The organism is Vibrio sp. 10N.222.47.A9 (assembly GCF_963872585.1).
Lineage (GTDB): Bacteria > Pseudomonadota > Gammaproteobacteria > Enterobacterales > Vibrionaceae > Vibrio > Vibrio splendidus.
On sequence record NZ_CAWNBB010000020.1, the window covers coordinates 1 to 20,315 of the forward strand.

Below are 20,315 nucleotides of genomic sequence, written 5' to 3' on the forward strand. Positions count from 1 at the left end.
GAATTACGCAACAAAGCCCTTTGAGATTACAAAAAAGTTTCAGAATTTGCCCGGTGTCTTTTATATTTTAAGTGGCTCCGCTGGAATCTGTTTTTCTACAGAAAACATGAAAAGCTTATCTGGTGGTGTTATTGGAAGGGGAGATTGGATGGGTGCTTTGTCTATACATGCTGACTACAACCTCTTTGCAGTGGCAGAAGAAGTCGAGCCTATCACTATGGTACTTTTTCCTGCAAGCAAGGTATTAGAGCTCGCAGAGCGGAAATGCATGGTTTACAAATGGCTACTTCACTGTGGAACCAAAGCGCAATCTATTTGGATGCAGGCTTACTTATCCTCGATTCATAAAAAAGAGCAGAAAACCATTTACGTCTTGTTGGAACTTGCGGCACGCCAGACCAATATCGCGGGGGCAACCGTCAGCATTAATATTTCACAAATTCAATTGAGTTCGATAACGGGCATATCAAGGCCTAGGCTAAACGAAGTTCTTAAAGGGATAGAGCAGCAAGGCTTGGTTAAGATACAAAGAGGAAAGGTGTTTATCACCGATGTTAAGGGCTTGTATGAGCATATTTCACCGATGAATTTGATGATACGAGATCCTGTTGCTGAAATTAAGGCATGAATCTTTAACACTACGAGCTAACGTTTGGATTACTAGATTTTCAGTGTTTATTAGATATTTCAAAAAATTATGCACAGTGTTCTTTTAGGAACATACATTACAAGAGAACATCTATAATGTTCAGTCTAGATTTATAAATTGAATTAGAGCGGAATAGAATTGTTATGAAAATGGCTGTATTAGAATATAAAGTATTGGGGCTTGGTGATTGGATTAAAACAACGGTTTCTAGCCGCTGTGCGCACTTACTGGCTGCAGAATACAAAGCGCTAGGGTGGCCAACAAAAGTAGATGGAAAAGTGTTATCGACTGAGTCTGCTTAATCTATATAAGCCTAAATCATCTAGATGAAGACAAAAAAGAAGCTGGCAGTGCGCCAGCTTCTTTCGTTTTTAAATTAAGACCATTGAGCTACTTGTTCACGTAGTCTTTGAATTTCTGCTTCGTTTCAGCATCCGCTTTTTCGTACCAGAAATACAACATTTCTTCAGCTGTATTCGCCGCATTTCCGTCAATCTTTGCTGGAAGCGTTACGGGTTGTACTACAGCAGCCGCTGCGCCCGCGCTAGCACTAGCACCTACTGTAAGTGCTGCGATGCCGCCTTTTTGGTTGTATTCTCTAGCTTCTTGAGGGTATTTACGACCAATCTGCATGCCATCTTTTACTAGCTTGTCTTGCTTAACACTGATTGCGTTTTGGTTTTCATCAACCAGTTTCCAATCTAAGTTTTGAAGGCCTTTTTTCGCTTCGTTGGTGTTACGGAACTTCGGCATATCGAACGTCAATGCTGTGTCTGCCGCGTCAAAAGTAGCAATAATGGTGTCGCTATCGACAAACTCGCGGTCGTTACCTTGGCTAAAAGCGAGTTGATATTTGAAAACGATTTGGTTCACACCATCTGGAACGGTGATCGTTTTGCTCGAAGAGAAAAAGCCACCGTCAAGATCAGGCTTAGCCTCATTTACAGCTAAGACTTCGACTAACGCATCTGCGCTAGAAGGAACTTCAATTGTCACGTCAGCTAACACGTTTGGTGCTACGATAATTGTGGAAAGCAGCGCGATGGATTGTAATGTTTTCATAATCATACAGTTGTTTATGGATAGTTAAATTACAATCTCATGCAGAACGAAGTATTTCAAGTTACCTTGTCTCGATTTGGTAAAATTCACCGAAACTTAACCTAAGCCTAATTCTTGAACGTACGAAACGTGTTTTTTTCGTTCGTATTATGGTGTGGCCTCAACGTTTTCTCTTCTGGATTATCTAAATCGCTCTCTTGAGCGCTTCGAAGCGACTGCAGAGTGATATACATAGGAACGAGAGCAGATACCCAAATGGCATAAATCGTAATCACTCGGTTGAAGGCGACGAACCAGGTTTCACTGCCCGTACTAGATAGGTAGTAGCCAATGAGCGTAAGCAAGGTGCAGGTGATAGCCCACATGACTGTGGAGGTTGGATCTTTCGTTGTTGCCGCCAGCAATACTATCGTAACGTAGGGAACGGCCATAGCAATGCCCAAAGGTACATGATAGTCGACCACAAAAATGATGGTTGCACCAAGAGCCAAGAACAAATGTGGACCGGTGCTAGGTAAGTTCAAATTCCATATCATGTGATACCTTCCTTTACCCAATTTTGCGTTGCTGGTGGAGTTTGTGTATCAATCGAGTGGCTTGGTGACTATTGACCATCAATCGATTGATCAGTTGTTGAAGCAATTCTGCTTCGGGCATGATGTGTTGATCGGCTATCTGTTCGGCTGAGCTCGCGAGTTCAAGCACTTCGTTCATTTCATATCTTGCGGCAATCTCTTTAACCGCCTTCAATGTTCTGGAGAGGTCATCCTGTTTAGCGTCCGAAAATAGCTCTATCAACTCATCGATTTCGTTTTCTAGCTCATCAACGAGAGACGTTAAGCATTTGAGCTTTTCGTCTGATTTGAGCTCATCGTTAGCTAAGAATTGGCTACGCGACAGTTCTTCTTCTGTGAGTGGCAGTTTATTTTGGGGATGACGCGTTAACATGGTGATGTTGCTTGCACCTTTGGTTAAAAGGTTATGTTCGTTAGCCAAGTTATGTCGGTTACCCTCAAATTGGTCATGAAACTCATTGATAGCGTTTTGTAAGCTGTTTTTCTGTAATGGTTTGGTGAGAACAAAATCAGCCCCTGACATGATAAATTCATCGTGTGCTTCTTTAAATACGTCTGCTGTGCATGCAAAAACTACGGTAGTCAGCTTGAGTTCGTTACGGATTTTTTGAATTGCCTCAATGCCGCTCATGTTAGGCATGTGGTTATCCATGATGATCAGGTCATATTGGTTTGAAACTAATTTATCTAAGGCTTGTAAACCGTCGTAGGCGTTCTCAACCGTTAAGTTGATAGATTCACAGAACTTCCTAATCACCATTGCGTTGATCTTGTTGTCTTCGACTAACAATACTGAGAAGTCATCGAGAGTCTTATTGGTTTTGGTTGGCGTTTGATCGATGACTTGTTCTTCAAGTTCGTGCATTTCAAGCGGAAGCGAGATAGTAAATCGAGTGCCAAAATTAAGCCGGCTGGTAACCGTGATGGTGCCTCCCATCAGTTCGACTAACTGCTTAACAATGGAAAGCCCTAATCCTGTCCCACCAAACTTACGGGTCGTTGAGAGCTCGGCTTGTTCAAATGCCGTGAATATATGGTCGGTCTTGTCTTCTGCGATGCCAATACCTGTATCAGTCACTAAGATATTCACGCTTGGTGGGGTGGTTGGTGCAATCAAGAATTCCACTTCAACCTTTCCTGACTCAGTAAATTTGACGGCATTACCTGCTAAATTAAATAGGATCTGACGTGTACGTGCAGAGTCACCAATCAACTGAATATGGGTAGGGATGTTATCTTTAATGGTAAAAGCGAGGCCTTTGTCTTCTGCAAGAGGCGTCAAGGTTTTATCAAGATGTGTCACCACGTCTGCCACTGAGAAAGGGCTATATTCAAGCTCCATTTTTCCTTGCTCAACCTTAGAAAAGTCAAGAATATCATTCAATATGGTGACAAGATGCTGGCCTGAATCGATGATGATCTGTGCTTGTTGGCGAGTATCGGCGCTTTGCGAATCCTCTTTGATTATTTGAGCTATTCCTAGTACGCCATTCATCGGCGTTCTTAACTCGTGACTCATGGTGGCAAGGAATAAGGACTTCGCTTCGTTGGCTTTTTCTGCTTTGTCTGCGGCTTCTTGATAGGCAAAGTTGTTTCGTTTTAATTCAAAGACTCGGAAGATAAAGATGGCGAACGAGAAAGCGAAGGTTAATAGCGCGAGTGTGATGATAAGTTTGACAATCACGCCTTCTAGTTGGTCTTGAAGGTCGGTGAATTGATGTTCAATTTGCTCAAGATACTCCATGTTATGCACCGAAAGAACTTGAGAGAACAGTACCTTTTGTTGCTGATTGAGTTCAGCGAACGTTTCAGACAGGTCCGCCAACTCTGATCTAATCTCTTGATGTTGAATTTGGCTCCCTGAAAATAACACGCTAGCAAGTAACTCACTTTGAATGTTGAGCTCCGGTGTAGAGAGAACATTTAGTTTTTCTGAATCATGTCCCCTTGCTGCTTCTCGATGGTTTGCTGAATGACTATCAATGAGTTGCAACGTTAGGGATTGCAGTATGAACTGACGAGCGACACTCAACCCGACGAGCTTGTCGAGCGTATCGACATTGGCTATCGAGGCCTTGTGGAAACGCTCAAGTAATTGGGTGGTTTGTAAGTCTTGAAAGAACGTTGAGTGGATGCTTTCCCCCTTATAGCTATCCTTGAGCTCTTGCAGTTCTATTTCTAGTCTGACTAAATCAGCCGATATTTGGTAAGGGTTCGAAATGTCAGCGAGAGCAGCGTTGGTTATCTGATCGCGCATTTCTAAAACTTCATGCTCCAGCTCTCGAACAGATTCTCCATATTCCGATACTTTCCCGTGTTCAGAATAGGTCAATATAATTAAGCTAACCAACGCCAAGAATAGCGAGAAAAACAGCAAAAAGATGAGTCTGATTTTATTCATTTTCAAACTCCACTAACATCTGAGGGCGGCTACCCGTTAAGGTTTCTAGAAATGTTTTAATCTCACTAATGGTTTGCTTTTCAAACGTTTTACCGAGTTGGCTTTCACCCATGATTTTGATGGCTTCCTCTAACGTTTCAGTTTGACCATCATGAAAATAGGGGGCAGTGATCGCCACGTTTCTTAAACTGGCGACACGGAAGAGGTGCTTGTCTTGTGGTTGTCCTGTAAACATAAATCGACCTTGGTCTTCACTTCGTTCTGAGCCCGTTTTTGATATTCCAAAATAGCCAAATCGCATCACCATGCCTCCACCAATATTGGTACCTTGGTGACAACGAATGCAGCCTTGTTCTTGAAAGGCCTCCCAGCCTCGCTTGGCCTTATCAGACAACGCTGAATGATCGCCTCGCAAGTACTGGTCGAAAGGAGAATCAGGCGTGGTTAGCCCTTGCATGAACTCAATAAGTGCAGCCTTAATCGAAGCTTCGTTGATGGTTGTCGATTGTTCTTTGAATAGGCTGATGTAAGTCTCCGATTGAGATACATAGTCCGTAATGTGTTTCCAGTTTGAATCCATTTCGTCAACGTTGTGTACTGGACCATCGATTTGATCGCCAAGGTTATTCACCCGACCATCCCAAAAAAATCGGTAGTTAAAGGCAGCGTTAAAAACGGTGAGTGAATTTCGCATTCCTGCTCCATTTACGCCAATGGAAACAGGAATCACTTCAGCGCCATTGGTTTGTAGACTATGACAACTTTCACAGCTGACACTTCGGTTCGACGATAAGTTAGGGTCTTTGAATAGCGCCCAACCTATCTTGGCAAGTTCATTGTTAATCTCGGTCGAATCTGGAATTGGGAATATTTGTTGATCTGGAAATGCCGCTTGTTGGGCATCTTGTGAGTCTGTATTTGAGTCGTGTTCTGAAGAGTATGAATCATCATGGTCGTTTGCATGAGAGTGATTTTCTTGGTGCTTAAATGAGGCGTGCATCTTTAAAGAAGCGGCGTCATAAACCAGTAGGCCTATTGAAACGCAAATGACAGTGATGCTTATTACTGCTAAATATGGCGTTTTCATAGTATTAGTTCCATCTAGTTTAGATAATTTTGGCAAGTCAGAATCCTTCTGATTTAAACCTTATTCACCCTGTGGATGAGAGGTGCATATTTATAAACTTAGTTTTATATTGGTAATGTTGCAAGAAGATGGTGTAACAAGAGGATAGGAGCAAGATGAAGTCATTGAATCGTTGAATGACAAGGAATAGGGATCGTTAGAAACAACGCGTTACGTAGGGTAAGTTAGTGACCTAACGGTCAATTCGAAAAGACCTTGTTGTATAAAACTCGGATTTTTAAGATACAGATACTTATGCAGATACTTATGCAGATACAGAAAACAAGTGCCAGACGTAGAAAAGCCGTGGTAACTGCATAGAGTGACCACGGCTTTGGTATTACATCATGTACTTTCTAAACTGCTTGAATTACATGGTCTAGAGGGGCTTATTTAGCTTGAGCTGCTGCCGCTTCTAGTTGCTTAAGTTTACCTTGAAGCATGTAAGCATTTTGGTTGAAGTTACCAGGGTTCAGTACTTGGCTATTCTGCATTGGGTAGTCAGGTAGCGTGTTCATGAACTCTTGTACTTTGCCGCCTACTGGTACGAATAACCACATGTTGTCTGCCATCCAGCGTAGGTACATGCCCGATTCGTGTGGTGCTTTTTCGAATGGGTCAGCACGTAGATGAACAACTTGAGGCCAGTTTGGTTGGAAGCGAACTGCATCAACAATGTTACCGTCCATTACTGCGAACGAAATCTTGAAGTCATTCCAACGAACTGCGTTTAGCTCAGCGTTAGCAGAGAAGTAAAGCATGCTGTCACGAGGGCCTTTCTCTTCTTTGCCTTGGAAGTAAGGTAGGAAGTTGTAACCATCTAGGTGAACACGCCAGTTTTTACCGTTGTAAGTTGCACCTTTATCAGACGCAAGTTTCTCGACCACTTTATCATCACCAGCGGCTGCTAGTAGAGTAGGGATCCAGTCTTGGTGTCCCATGATATCGTTGATCTTAGTTCCCGGTTTGATAGTACCAGGCCAGCGAACTAGTTGAGGAACACGCATACCGCCTTCGTAAGTTGTACCTTTTTCACCGTGGAAGTAAGTAGCACCACCATCAGGCCAAGATACCGTTTCTGCACCGTTATCGGTCGAGTAGATGACGATAGTGTTGTCTGCGATTTTAAGCTCATCAAGCTTGTCTAAAAGGATACCCACTTGGTCATCGTGCTCTAACATGCCATCAGCGTAGATGCTGATACCCGATGCGCCTTGGTATTTTTCTTGTAGACGAGTCCACACGTGCATACGAGTGGTGTTGTGCCAAATGAAGAATGGTTTGTCAGCTTTTACTGCTTTTTCCATGAAGGCTAGAGATTCTTCTAGGAACTCTTCATCCGCATGCTCCATACGCTTACGCGTCATTGGGCCTGTATCTTCAATCTTACCGTCAGAAGTCGATTTGATTACACCACGAGGGCCAAAGTTCTTACGGAACTCAGGGTCTTTAGGGTAGTAGTATGTCTCTGGCTCTTCTTCCGCGTTTAGGTGGTACAGGTTACCGAAGAACTGGTCAAAACCGTGGTTCGTTGGAAGGTGTTTGTCTTGGTCACCCATGTGGTTCTTACCGAACTGAGCTGTCATGTAGCCTTGTTCTTTAAGAAGGTCTGCGATCGTTGGAGCCCAATCAGGGATACCGTGGTCCGAACCTGGCATGCCGATAGTCAATAGACCAGTACGGAAAGGTTCTTGACCTGTTAGGAATGCAGCACGACCAGCAGTACACGATTGTTGACCGTAGTGGTCAGTAAATAGTGCGCCTTCGTTAGCAATACGGTCGATGTTAGGTGTTTCGTAACCCATCATACCGTTGTTGTATGCACTGATGTTGAATACACCAATGTCATCACCCCAGATAGCAAGAATGTTTGGTTTTTCTGCTGCTGTTGCCGCTGAAGAAGCTGCTAATAAGCCAACACCTAATGCTAGTTTATTAATTTTAGTACCCATAAGGACTCCGATTCACTTTTAAGATTAATGCGTTAGAACAACGCATCGATGAGCAAATGTTATTCTCAAAATTCCGTTACGTCCTTTTATAGTGCTTATAACCAATCGTTATGATGCATGGTTAACTTGCTGATTAAATTGAATTTAGGATGATGGTTACCAGAAACCCTTAGATAACATGTGTGATCTTTATCATGTTTGTCGCCGTAAACCTTATCGATAACTCCTGCACCTGTATCTGAATAAAAAATGACAAAAAGATTAATAGCTTAGCGAACCTCGCGCATGCTTAAAAAATGGACTATACGTTGTAGGGCAGGATGCAAATAACTTACGAAGAGGTTTCTATGACAGCGAAATATGGCGTTAAACGTCGTTTAGCGATTTTGGGTACGGCGATGATGGCGGCTTCCACCACCACATTCGCAGCTGAAAAGCCAAATATTCTCGTGATTTGGGGAGATGATATTGGACAGTCTAATGTTAGTGCATACACCTTTGGTTTAATGGGTTACAAAACGCCTAATATTGATAGCATCGCCAAAGAAGGGATGATGTTTACCGATTATTACGCTGAACAATCGTGTACTGCGGGTCGCTCTACCTTTATTACGGGACAAAGTGTATTACGAACGGGTTTGAGTAAAGTAGGCTTGCCGGGCGCAGACATTGGCTTGCAAGCGGAAGACGCGACAATCGCAGAAATGCTGAAACCTATGGGTTACATGACAGGTCAATTTGGTAAAAACCACCTTGGCGATAAAGATGAATTCCTTCCAACAGCACACGGGTTTGACGAATTTTTTGGCAACCTTTACCACCTGAATGCTGAAGAAGAACCAGAGAATGAAGATTACCCAACCGATCCTGAGTTTCGTAAGAAGTTCGGTCCGCGTGGTGTTATTAAGTCATTCGCTGATGGCAAGATTGAAGATACGGGTCCACTGACGCGCAAGCGTATGGAAACGGTCGATGAAGAAACACTAGACGCGGCACTTGATTTCATGGATCGCGCAGTGAAAGCGGACAAGCCATTCTTCGTTTGGTGGAACGCAACACGTATGCACTTTAGAACGCACGTGAAAGCCGATAGTAAAGGTGTGACCGGTGTCGGTAACTACGCTGATGGTATGGTTGAGCACGATCGACACGTTGGGCAACTATTGAAGCAAGTGGATGAGTTGGGAATCAAAGACAACACGATTGTTTTCTATTCAACGGATAACGGCCCACACATGAACTCTTGGCCAGATGCGGGTACAACCCCGTTCCGTGGTGAGAAAAACACCAACTGGGAAGGCGCATACCGTGTACCAGCAATGGTCCGTTGGCCTGGTAAGATTGAACCTGGAACCGTATCCAATGAAATCATGCACCACATGGACTGGATGCCAACCTTCGTTGCCGCTGCTGGTGATGACCAAATCAAAGAGAAATTGCTGAAAGGTCATACCGCAGGTGATAAAACGTTTAAGGTTCATTTAGATGGTTATAACTTCCTTCCTTACCTAACGGGTGAAGAAGAAAAAGGCCGTCGTTCAGAGATCTTCTACTTTACCGATGATGGCGATTTAGCGGCGCTTCGTTACAACCAATGGAAAGCGGTGTTCATGGAGCAACGTGCTACGGGTACCATGCAGATTTGGTCAGAACCGTTCGTGACGTTACGTCTTCCTAAGCTGTTTAACCTGCGTATGGACCCATACGAAAACGCAGATATTACTTCGAATACCTATTATGACTGGTTGTTAGACCATGCTTATATGTTCGTTCCTGCGCAAGCGTATGTAGGCGAGTTCTTAGAAACGTTTGCCGAATACCCACCACGCCAAAAAGCAGCAAGCTTTAGCTTGGATCAGGTTATGGAGAAACTTCAAGAGAACCATAATAAGTAAGCTTTGGTTTATTGAAACTGATAGCTTGATGAAACTGAAAACACAAAGAGCTCCTAGGAGCTCTTTTTTTTATGCGCATATCGATGAGTAAATCCTGGTCGTGAATATGAATCACAACTATCGTGCTCATTGCCACTAAATAATTGTATTTTAGTCGTTTTTACGTCTACCTTAGTAAGCATAAGGATGTATAAAAACAAGGAATGTTATGTCTGCATGGTTGTGCTCGCTAGTGAACGGATTGAAACACCAGAGAGTCGCAGTATTATCCGTAATCTTGTCTCCACTTATGTTGTCGCTGTTCAGTTTGAGCACCTATGCCAACGAGCAAGATCCTAATAGCAACACTGAGGCTTCAAAGCTCAGTTCTGTAGCTTCACACGCTAGCTCTGATGTTTTACCTATCGGCTCTAAAGCCACCTATGTCGGATCGGAAGCTTGTGTTGATTGTCATAGTGAAGAAGTCGAAGCGTGGCAGGGCTCTCATCATGACATGGCGATGAAACACGCTACAGATGAATCTGTATTAGGCGATTTCAACGATCAAACGGTCACTCATGGCGGTAAACCCAACCGATTTTTTCGCAAGGGTGAAGAGTTCTGGGTCAATATCGAAGGCCCAGACGGGCAATTCAAAGATTACAAAATCAGCTATACCTTTGCCTTTGAACCATTACAACAGTACATGGTTGAGTTTGAAGACGGTCGAGTACAGTTGATTCCTTTCGCTTGGGACTCTCGCACTGAGGGCGAAGGCGGTCAACGCTGGTTTAACCTCTACCCGGATACCACCAACACTGATGAATTCTACTGGACCAATAGCGGTCAAAACTGGAACTTCATGTGTGCTGATTGCCATTCAACGAACCTAGAAAAGAACTACGACAGCGCAAGTAATACCTACAACACTACTTGGTCTGAGATTAATGTCGGTTGTGAAGCCTGTCATGGGCCTGCAAGCGAGCACGTTGAGCAGGCCCAGTTAGCAAAAGCTCAATTAACCAAAGAGCAGTCAGCAAAAGCCAACGGCGAAAAGGATGTTCAAGCCTCCGCGCATTATGGCTTTGATCGCGACTTGTCGAAATCGGTGAAAGAATGGATCTACCAAGAGGGCAACTCAACCCTACAACCAAAAGACATCATCCATACCAACCAAGTTCAAACCTGTGCTCAATGCCACAGCCGACGTACTCAGTTAAATGAAACGGGTGACCACGTGAACGGTTTATTCTTCGATAAGTATCGTTTGAGCTTGATTACTCCTGAGCTTTACCATAACGATGGTCAAATCTACGATGAAGATTACGTTTACGGATCTTTCTTGCAATCAGTGATGGCTGAAAAAGGCGTCACATGTACTAACTGTCACGATCCCCATACCGCTGAACTAAAAATTGCCGAAGAAGCGGTGTGTAGCCAATGTCACATTGCATCAGAGTACACGCCTGAAAAGCACACCTTCCACGAGGCGAATACCGAAGCTTCACAATGTACCACTTGTCACATGCCTGAGACGACTTACATGGAGGTCGACCCAAGACGCGACCACAGTTGGCACATCCCACGTCCTGATATTAGCCAACACATTAAAACACCAAACGTGTGTACTAGCTGTCATGAAGATCAAACCGACCAGTGGGCAGATAAGCAAATCGGTGAGTGGTTCCCAGATTCCAAGTATCGTAATCAGCAGCACTTTGCCGTTGCCTTTTATGCTGACTCAATAGGGCACAGAGGGGCAGAGGATGCGTTGGCATACTCGGCTCAGGACTCCAGCTTAAGCAATATCATTCGTGCATCGAGCTTAGAACGTTTAGGCGGCAATACGGGTAAGAATACGCTTATCTCGCTAGCAAGAGCGGTGAAACATGATGATGAAATGATCCGTTTGGGCGTTGTGCAAGGCTCGTCTGGTTTCCCATTCACTGACCGTTGGCAAATTCTAGAGCCGCTACTGAAAGACCCTGTATTGTCGATTCGTTCAGAAACCGCAGGTGCATTGGTACGTTATTGGGGAGAAATGAACCCTCTGCAGAAAGATCAAATCAAGCCTGCATTGGAAGAGTACATTGAGATACAGCAATTTAATGCCGATAGAGGATTTGGACGAACTAACCTAGGCAACGTTTACCGCGATCTAGGTCAGCACGATAAAGCGATTGAGTTCTATCAAGGTGCTATCGAGATTGAGCCTTACTTCGAAAACAGCTACGCCAACTTGGCGGATTTGTATCGAGCGCAAGGTAACGAAGCAAAAGCGTTGTCGACGTTGAAGCAAGGTATTGAAGCTCAGCCTAAATCGAGTGTATTGCCATACAGCACAGGGTTATCTCTGCTTCGCGTGAAAGATTACGAACAAGCAACGGACTACCTTAAACAAGCCGCTGAAACTGCGCAAACCGACCCACAATATTGGTATGTGTACGGATTGGCTTTGGAGAAATCTGATGTGCTTGCGGCAAGTCAATCACTGCACAAGGCTTACCAATTTAGCCGTAACCCACAGCACTTGTATGCCCAGTGTGAAGTGTTGGCGCGAAACAGCCATATACCGGGCGTACCAAAGGCGTTTGAGCAATGTATTTCATCACTGAGCAAAGTGGCACCGCCGGAGGCCATTAACCAATTGAGAGCTAAGTTTAAATAAAGCGATAAGGTGAGCTTGGCTATTTTGCTTGCTGCTTATTCCGCTTGTAACTAATTATCGCGCTTATGAGCAATTATCACGTTTATAACTTATCGCGCTGATGAACAATTATCACGTGTATAACTAATAGTTATGGGGCTTGTGAGTAGGATGTACGCAGCCAGATTGAATTAAGGGAAGACCTATGAACCATGCGCAACAAGCAATTAACCAACTGATTGAACAAACAGAGAAAAGTGTTATCGGTCAGAGCCACGTCGTTCGGGCTCTGGTGATAGGGTTATTGACTAATGGGCATGTGCTTTTAGAGGGACTTCCCGGTACAGCGAAAACTCGTTCAGTGAAATCGCTGGCGAACCTACTGAACACCAGTTTTGGTCGAATTCAGTTTACGCCTGACCTGCTGCCATCAGATGTAACCGGTACAGAAGTGTATCAAGAGCTTGATGGAAAGCCTCAGTTGCACTTTCAACCGGGTCCTATTTTCAACAGTATTGTTTTAGCCGATGAAGTGAACCGTGCTCCTGCAAAGGTACAAGCGGCTCTGCTTGAAGCCATGGCGGAAGGAACGATTACGGTGGGTGGTCAAACTCATATCCTACCTGATCTATTCATGGTGCTCGCTACGCAAAACCCAGTCGAGCAAGAAGGTACGTATCCACTGCCTGAAGCACAGATGGACCGTTTCATTATGAAAGTCACGGTCGACTATCCAGAAGATGAAGCTGAACGCGACATCATTCGACTTGTGCGCAGTGAGGAACTCGGTAGCGAGACGAGTTCGGAATTAGTCACGCCACAGCATATTGAACCTGAATTAGTGCTTGAAGCGCGCCGCCAACTTCCAGACATTGCCGTTTCCGATTTAGTAGAGAACTACATTGTGGCTTTGGTAATGGCGACTCGTAAACCTGAGCGTTATCCAGAATCAGACTTATCGAAATGGATTGAAATTGGTTCAAGCCCTCGTGCATCTATTTCATTGGATAAATGTGCTCGCGCTTATGCGTGGCTGCAAGGGCGTGACCACGTCACGTTAGACGATGTGCGTGCCATGTTGCCAACCGTATTAGGTCACCGATTCTCATTGTCTTACGATGCATTGGCCGATGGTGTTGACCATCAAAGAGTGGTTGAAGAACTGCTTGATAATGTTGAGATCGGATAACTAGGGGGCGTCATGGCGAAGCCAACACAAGCTCCCAAACCACAAGGCCTTGATCCTCGACTGTACTGTGACTATTCAAGGTTAGTGCGAATTCAGGCTCAAGCTGAGTCATTTTCACTGTTACCTCATTTAAAAGCGGGCAGCGTGCTTTCGGGCAGACATAACTCTTTGTTCCGTGGTCGTGGTTTGAACTTCGAAGAATTACGTCATTACCAATTGGGTGATGATATCCGTAATCTCGATTGGAAAGTCACCATGCGAACGGGGAAGCCGCATGTTCGCAGTTACACCGAAGAGAAAGACCGTAATGTGATGATCTGTGTCGATCAGCGCAGTTCGATGTTTTTTGCTTCTCAAAACATCATGAAATCCGTTGTGGCTGCCGAAGTGGCGGCACTGTGTGGGTGGCGAGTGCTAAAAGATGGTGACCGTGTCGGCTTCGTTTTAGCCTCACACCAAAAACTGTTTCATACCAAAGCGCAGCGTTCACAGTCTGATTTACTGGCTCAGTTAAAGCATCTTACCAAGGCTAATCAAAGCTTAGACGTGAGTGTGAGTGACAGCGAGGGTGTTGGTTTTAGTCAGTGGATTGAACTGATCAAACGAATGAGACTCAAGCAATCAACCTTGATATTCATTAGTGACTGGCGAGACTGCCGAGAACAACATCTCGATCGACTAAAGCAGTTACAGCAACACAACGATATCTTGGCCATTATGGTCACCGACCCATTAGAACAGTCATTGCCTCAAGATCTTGCAAGCGCAAACTGGGTGGTGGGTGATGGTCGTTTTCAACTTAATCTGGATAGCCAATCTAAGGTAAACCTCGCGAGTGAAAGTCTTGCTCAGAAAGCGGCACTTCAGAAACAGTCCCTTGCTAAATTGATGGCGATGAAAAACCTCCCTTATATAGAATTAGACACGTCGGGCAATCACATATCACAGCTTCAGAAGCTAGTGGGAGGGCGCTAAATGGCTGTTGAACATACTCCCCCAAGTACCTATATCCTCCGCGAACTGCACGATGTAGCGATTCCTGACAGTGTGAGCTGGGCTCCTCAAACGATCGGCTGGAAGATCCTTGGCGTTATTCTGTTATTGGTCGCTATCTATCTGGCTTATCGTTTGGCGCAGAAATGGTGGAATAACCGTTATCGCAAAGAAGCGCTTCAAGAGCTCATGGTATTGGATGCACGAGACAAAAATTCAACAGAACGAACCTTCAAAGTACTGAAAGTGGTACTTCGTTACCTAGACAGCAGTAATGCAAAGCTGTTTGGACAAGCCTATGTAAACCGTCTAAACGCTTATCTGCCTGGTCGCGCTAACACAAGTGAAAACAGCAATGCGTTCTTTGCCGATGAAGTTTCGGAATTATGGATGCAAAGCCTAATTGACCCTAATGTGCGTTTGAGTTTTGAACAGCGTTTAGAGGTGATCCAAACCGCGATGATGTGGCTAAAACTTCATAAACCAGATGTACAAGCGAAACCAGAGGGGCAAGATAATGTTTGATAGTTTATCTGCCAGCTTTGAATTCGCGCACCCACTGTGGTTTATCGCGCTGCCTTTGCCGTTGTTGGTCTACTTTGCCGTGCCAGCTTATCGAACTAAGCAAATGGCCATCAAGGTGCCATTTTTCAATGAATTGGTTGAAGCTATTGGTGAAGCGCCGTCTGAAGGGGCAAGCCAGCTAACACCAAGCTGGTGGCAACGAACCACGCTCATTATTACTTGGGCATTAGTGGTGTGCGCGCTCGCTAAACCAACCATTCTTGGTGAGCCGCAAGTTCGCGAACAATTAGGTCGTGATGTGATGGTAGTGGTCGATTTATCTGGCTCAATGGCAGAACAAGACTTTACCTCTAAGCGGGGCGATAAAATATCTCGTTTGGACGCGACCAAAGAAGTGCTGGCTGATTTTGCGACTACCCGAAAAGGGGATCGACTCGGTTTGATTCTTTTTGGTGATGCAGCGTTTGTACAAACACCGTTTACAGCTGACCAAGATGTGTGGCTTGAACTGCTTAATCAAACCGATGTCGCTATGGCAGGGCAAAGCACGCACTTAGGTGATGCAATTGGCTTGGCGATTAAGGTGTTTGAACAAAGCGAAAAGCAAAGTGTTGCCGTTCAAGATTCAAGTGTTGATGCCAACGAAAAAGAGAAGGTCGTGATCGTACTAACCGACGGTAATGATACGGGAAGCTTTGTTGAACCGATTGATGCCGCCAAAGTGGCGAAGGCGAAAGGCGTTCGTATTCACGTGATCGCGATGGGTGACCCACAAACCGTTGGTGAAGTGGCTTTGGATATGGAAACCATCAAACGAGTGGCTCAAGAGTCTGGTGGCGAAGCCTTTGAGGCGCTTAACCGCGACGAACTGACCAAAGCCTACGCTCAAATCGGTGAACTAGAACCACAGTTATATGAAAGTACCACTTATCGTCCTAAACAGGGGCTGCACCATTACTTAATGGCGATTGTTGTTGTGATGTATCTGACTGCCTTTAGTCTGGCGACTTTGCGTAGAAGGTCGCTTTTGAATTCTAAAACTAAAAAATTGAAAGGAGAGGATGATGCCTGATTCTCTCACTCTGCAACAGTTCTTTACCCAGTTTCATTTTATCCGACCTTTGTGGTTGTTGGCCTTTATTCCGATGTTCTTCCTGCTATGGGTTCGTTGGAGAGAAGAGACCAAACCAACGTGGAAAGACATTCTACCTGCACACTTACGTGATGCATTGACGATTGGCGAAACAGGCTGGCGTAAGCAGCTGCCATTGAAGCTATTGGTGGTGATTGTAACTATCGCCATCATTATCTGTTCTGGCCCAACATGGCAGCGTGAGGCTTCGCCTTTTGGTGAAGACAAAGCGTCGATGTTGGTTGTGCTTGATAACAGTGAATCTATGCTCGCTAAAGACTTACCACCGAGTCGCTTGGAACGATCTAAGCAGACGATTAGAGACTTATTAGCAGCTCGGAAAGGCGGTAATACGGGCTTAGTGATTTACGCAGGCAGCGCACACGTCGCGATGCCCGTTACTCAAGACAGCAAGGTATTCGAACCGTTTCTAGCGGCTATCACACCCGATATCATGCCGGTATCAGGTAAGTCAGCAGAAGAAGCACTGCCATTGATTAATCAACAACTGTCTGGTGAGTTAGGCTCTTCTGTACTGCTGGTATCAGATGGTGTAAACCCAAGCACCATTAGGGCGTACGAGAGTTTCTTTAACGACAATCCATATCAGTTGCTCATTCTCGCCGCAGGAAATAGCAATGTGGTGAGTGATAATCCAGTCGATCTCGATTCATTACGTAGCTTAGCGAGCAAGACGGGCGGACGAGTGGTTGAGGTGACCGTTGATGATTCGGATATCCAACAACTGAACAGAGCGGTTGAAAGAAACATGCAGCTCAACGGCGAATCTTCAATGCCTTGGAAAGACATGGGCTATGGCTTGCTTATCCCAATGGCGATTATCATGTTGTTGTGGTTCAGAAAAGGCTGGTTGGTGCAGTGGTGTGTCGTTGGTCTAGTGATTTCGGGCAGCCTGTATTCACCAAGCATTTTGGCGAAAACCGTCAACTTAACCGCTGAGAAACCAGTTGTGGTGGAGTCGGTTACGGCTTGGGACAAAACAGCTCAATGGTGGTGGGACTTATGGTTAACGCCCGATCAGCAAGGTCAACGCCTGTTGAACCAGAAAGAATACCTTGAAGCGGCAAAACATTTCACCGACCCCATGAGAAAAGGTGCGGCTTACTACTATGCTCGTGATTTTAAGCTCGCTCACAGTGCATTCCTGCAAACCAAAACTGACCTTGGTTTATACAACGCGGCGAGTGCGTTAGCCAGACAGCGTGAATATCTTGCGGCGCGAGACCTTTTGAAATCATTAAGCGAGAAAGAGGATCTGTCACCAGAACTAAGAACGGATGTCGAAAACAATCTTGCTGTGCTTAGTGGAATTGTCGAAGAGGTAAACCGAACCAGTGAAAGCCAGTCCGGAACTACAGATGGCCCTGAAGAGTCTTTAGAACTCGAAGACGATCAGCCGCGAACGGGTGATGGCGCTGAAGAAGAAACGGTCGCAGAATTGATGCTTAAAGAAACGCTTAATGCCAATGAAATTTTGGGTAGCCAAGAGCTTGCCGACAAGTGGTTGAAGCGAGTAGAAGCCGATCCTAAGTTCTTCTTGAAATCCAAATTCCAAATTCAGTTAAGAGATCCTGCGCCTTCTATCGAACAGACACCAAAACAGGAGCAAACGCAATGAGTCGATATGATTTAGCTCTTGAAGTCATTCAATCAAAGAGAGTGCGATTCAGAACCCGTAAGTGGTTACTGTCGATGACTCTTATATTGAGTTGGTTTTTTCCTTTTGTTGCTTCTGCTGCCGATATCTTCGACCTCCAAAAAAGTGGTGACGTTGAGCTTATCGCTTGGGTAGGAGAAAAGCCAAAGTCAGGCGATAAGATAACGCCGACTAAAGTGAGCGTAAATGAGCAGGTGATTCTGAACATTGAGGTGGCGACGCCGCGCTGGTTAACGGGAGGGACTCGAATCGGCAGTATCGAAATCCCTAACGTGATTGCTAAACAGCGTAACCAACTCGCAACTAACTACACGGAACGGGTCAATGGCACTACATGGTCACGCCAGCGTTGGGAAGTGACACTTTATCCGATGACTTCTGGCGAGTTTGTCATTCCAACCGTGCCGGTTCGCATCCAAGTTTCTGCACCTGATGGTTCTAACGTTGGCGGCACGCTTTACACGCAGCCAATTAAGTTTGAAGCTTCGTTGCCTTCAGGTTTACTTGATAATGAATCGCCTTGGTTTTCTGCAACAGAAGTAGATATAGAGCAACAATGGCAACGCTCGAGTGAAAACTTAAAAGTAGGCGATGCCATTACTCGAACGGTAACCATCAAGGCCAAAGACAGTTTGTCTGTTTTACTGCCGGACGTGTTGAACAATGAATCGACCCAGCAATACCAAGCTTACCCGCAGCCTAATCGTTTAGATGATACTCAAGATCGTGGTAACTACCGTTCCAGTCGAATTGAGGAGACGGTTTATGTTATTCAGCAGGGCGGTGAATTTACGTTGCCAGAGTTTTCATTTCAGTGGTGGGACAGCAAGAATCAACGCCTTGAAACCGTGGTGATAAAAGGGAATGTGTTTGAAGCCAAACACACAGTCCAATCTTTCATCAAGGCTTACATGTCAGTGTTTATTAGCGTTGGTCTGGCACTGTTGTTCAGTGTGGCGTGCTTTGTTTCTGTTAAACGTTATTATGCGAACCGCCCAACACCAGGTTGGTTGGTACTACGTCGTTTACTTAAGCAAGGTAATTGGCCTGCATTAAGAACCTTTATCTATCGTCAATTACGAAACGAAACCTCTCAGCTAGAGCTGGATAAAGCACAACTTGGTAAATTGAATGGACAAAAGCGTTGGCTAGAAGACAGTGAATCCCTCCAACAAGGGCGTGAAGACAAAAACGTATTTACTCGTTTATGGAAAAGCTTACGTAAATTACCCAGTGATAAATCAAACTCAAGCAATTCTCGTTCAATTTTCGACCGCTTGAAAATCCCTAAAGCCTTGCCAGACTTAAAAGATAGAACTAAGTAGCAAACTTTAGTTATTCGCATCGAACAAAATCGGCAGGTTCTCTACTATAGGGAACCTGCTTCTTTAATATGGAACTGTATGAAAAGTACCGAACTCAATCTAATTCCTATATTTGTCGCTATTTATGAAGAGCAGAACTTATCTAGGGCTGCTAATCGCATGGATATAAGCCAGCCAGCTGTGAGCAAAGCGCTTGCAAGGTTGAGAGATATCTATGACGAGCCACTGTTTCATCGAACTACTTCTGGCGTAGAGCCAACCACATTCGCTATCGATATCTATCCAGCAATGGCTGCTGCGCTTAAAAACTTTACTTCTACCTTATCCGCATCAAGAGATTTTGACCCTAAAACCTCTGGCCGTGTGTTTTCAATTGCCTGCGTTTCCGCAGCGAGTTATGAAATGATGCCAAGAGTCATGCAGTTAATCAGTCAAGTCGCACCTGGTATCGCATTAGAAGTTCATCCTCTATTTACGGAAGATTACGAGTCTGATTTAAGGCTGCAAAGACATGATGTCATTATCGATATGACGCCAAGAGGAAGAACCATGCTCAAGCATGAGGTGATCTCTAAAGAGGAACTGGTGGTGGTGTGTCGTAAAGACCATCCCACGATTGGTGACACTATCGATATGGAACAGTTTTTATCACTTGATCATGTGGTTGTTTCAAGATGGCATGCACGTAGAAGCTTATTGAGTTCTGAACACTACAGTGACCTTGAAAAACGTAGAATAGTCTATCGAGCTGCTGGCGTTGTTGAGATGCTGCCTGTTATTGAGGGCTCTGATTACATTGGAGTGCTACCTATGTCATCGGTGCGTTGCTTTTCTGAAAAATATGACGTTAAAACTCTTCCTTTGCCATTCGAATTGGAAGACCTCGATATGTGTATGATTTGGCACCCCAGTCGCACTAACGAACCTAGCCACAAGTGGTTGCGCACTAAGCTCAAAGCGGCAGCAAAAGAGTTATCAAGTTAGCTTCTAAAGGGCTTTTTTATAGAAAGCATTCGCGCGATTTTAAATGGAAAGAAAGCCAGTATCCCTGAGCTGAGGTAAGCGGCGTTTATTGCAAGGGAGCTGGATATTGACCTGCAAGTTAGAGTCATGTGGGACTCTTCAGATATGTTTCTCTTGGTGCTGCCCGAAGGCAGCCCTTGTTTGATCATAAATCAGTGAAGGAA

16 protein-coding genes and 1 pseudogene are annotated in these 20,315 nt (G+C 44.8%); 12 read left to right on the top strand and 5 right to left on the bottom strand.

Annotation, left to right across the window (positions count from 1 at the left end; genetic code table 11):
• Positions 1-628, top strand: a 628-nt coding sequence (locus tag AACT19_RS03465) for a Crp/Fnr family transcriptional regulator (protein ID WP_076645257.1), incomplete at its 5' end; no start/stop codon positions are given.
• A gap of 164 nt (positions 629-792) precedes the next feature.
• Complete coding sequence (locus AACT19_RS03470; RefSeq protein ID WP_004730469.1) at positions 793-951, top strand: hypothetical protein; 159 nt, start codon at positions 793-795, stop codon at positions 949-951.
• Positions 952-1,039: 88 nt separating this feature from the next.
• Here AACT19_RS03470 and AACT19_RS03475 read toward each other — a convergent pair whose 3' ends face one another.
• From AACT19_RS03475 to AACT19_RS03495, 5 genes are all read right to left on the bottom strand, one after another.
• Positions 1,040-1,711 carry a DUF2057 family protein gene (locus tag AACT19_RS03475; protein WP_076645407.1) on the bottom strand — a complete coding sequence of 224 codons (672 nt, stop codon included), beginning with the start codon at positions 1,709-1,711 and terminating at the stop codon, positions 1,040-1,042.
• 107 nt (positions 1,712-1,818) lie between these two features.
• Positions 1,819-2,247: a hypothetical protein gene (locus tag AACT19_RS03480; protein WP_017080121.1), complete on the bottom strand. Its 429-nt coding sequence runs from the start codon at positions 2,245-2,247 to the stop codon at positions 1,819-1,821.
• 13 nt (positions 2,248-2,260) lie between these two features.
• A complete protein-coding gene (locus AACT19_RS03485) occupies positions 2,261-4,687 on the bottom strand; it encodes an ATP-binding protein (RefSeq protein ID WP_076645259.1) in 2,427 nt (808 codons plus the stop codon).
• Positions 4,680-5,774, bottom strand: coding sequence for a cytochrome-c peroxidase (locus AACT19_RS03490; RefSeq protein ID WP_076645261.1), 1,095 nt, complete (start codon positions 5,772-5,774; stop codon positions 4,680-4,682). Before AACT19_RS03490 ends, AACT19_RS03485 begins: the two co-directional genes overlap by 8 nt.
• Positions 5,775-6,202: 428 nt before the next feature.
• On the bottom strand, positions 6,203-7,765 hold the full coding sequence (locus AACT19_RS03495; protein ID WP_060981438.1) for an arylsulfatase: 1,563 nt from the start codon (positions 7,763-7,765) through the stop codon (positions 6,203-6,205).
• Positions 7,766-8,112: 347 nt separating this feature from the next.
• Here AACT19_RS03495 and AACT19_RS03500 point away from each other — a divergent pair, with 347 nt between their 5' ends.
• The 10 genes and pseudogenes from AACT19_RS03500 to AACT19_RS03545 form a co-directional block, all read left to right on the top strand.
• Positions 8,113-9,660, top strand: coding sequence for an arylsulfatase (locus AACT19_RS03500; protein WP_004730481.1), 1,548 nt, complete (start codon positions 8,113-8,115; stop codon positions 9,658-9,660).
• 208 nt (positions 9,661-9,868) lie between these two features.
• Positions 9,869-12,307 carry a tetratricopeptide repeat protein gene (locus AACT19_RS03505; RefSeq protein ID WP_076645263.1) on the top strand — a complete coding sequence of 813 codons (2,439 nt, stop codon included), beginning with the start codon at positions 9,869-9,871 and terminating at the stop codon, positions 12,305-12,307.
• Positions 12,308-12,491: 184 nt separating this feature from the next.
• Positions 12,492-13,475 (top strand): AAA family ATPase, encoded by a 984-nt coding sequence (locus tag AACT19_RS03510; protein ID WP_004730485.1) that lies wholly within the window; start codon positions 12,492-12,494, stop codon positions 13,473-13,475.
• Between the two features lie 12 nt (positions 13,476-13,487).
• Positions 13,488-14,450, top strand: a complete 963-nt coding sequence (locus AACT19_RS03515; protein WP_076645265.1) for a DUF58 domain-containing protein — start codon at positions 13,488-13,490, stop codon at positions 14,448-14,450.
• Positions 14,451-14,993, top strand: coding sequence for a DUF4381 domain-containing protein (locus AACT19_RS03520; RefSeq protein ID WP_076645267.1), 543 nt, complete (start codon positions 14,451-14,453; stop codon positions 14,991-14,993). It abuts the gene before it with no gap.
• Entirely contained in the window at positions 14,986-16,065 is a 1,080-nt protein-coding gene (locus tag AACT19_RS03525) for a vWA domain-containing protein (protein ID WP_076645269.1), read from the top strand. The genes AACT19_RS03520 and AACT19_RS03525 overlap by 8 nt, the downstream gene beginning before the upstream one ends.
• Positions 16,058-17,764 (top strand): vWA domain-containing protein, encoded by a 1,707-nt coding sequence (locus tag AACT19_RS03530; RefSeq protein ID WP_076645271.1) that lies wholly within the window; start codon positions 16,058-16,060, stop codon positions 17,762-17,764. Before AACT19_RS03525 ends, AACT19_RS03530 begins: the two co-directional genes overlap by 8 nt.
• Positions 17,761-19,128, top strand: a complete 1,368-nt coding sequence (locus tag AACT19_RS03535; protein ID WP_076645273.1) for a BatD family protein — start codon at positions 17,761-17,763, stop codon at positions 19,126-19,128. The genes AACT19_RS03530 and AACT19_RS03535 overlap by 4 nt, the downstream gene beginning before the upstream one ends.
• Positions 19,129-19,206: 78 nt before the next feature.
• On the top strand, positions 19,207-20,112 hold the full coding sequence (locus tag AACT19_RS03540; protein ID WP_004730495.1) for a LysR family transcriptional regulator: 906 nt from the start codon (positions 19,207-19,209) through the stop codon (positions 20,110-20,112).
• 18 nt (positions 20,113-20,130) lie between these two features.
• Positions 20,131-20,271: pseudogene (locus tag AACT19_RS03545) on the top strand (lipid kinase YegS); the annotation flags it as partial.
• Positions 20,272-20,315 lie beyond the last annotated feature (44 nt).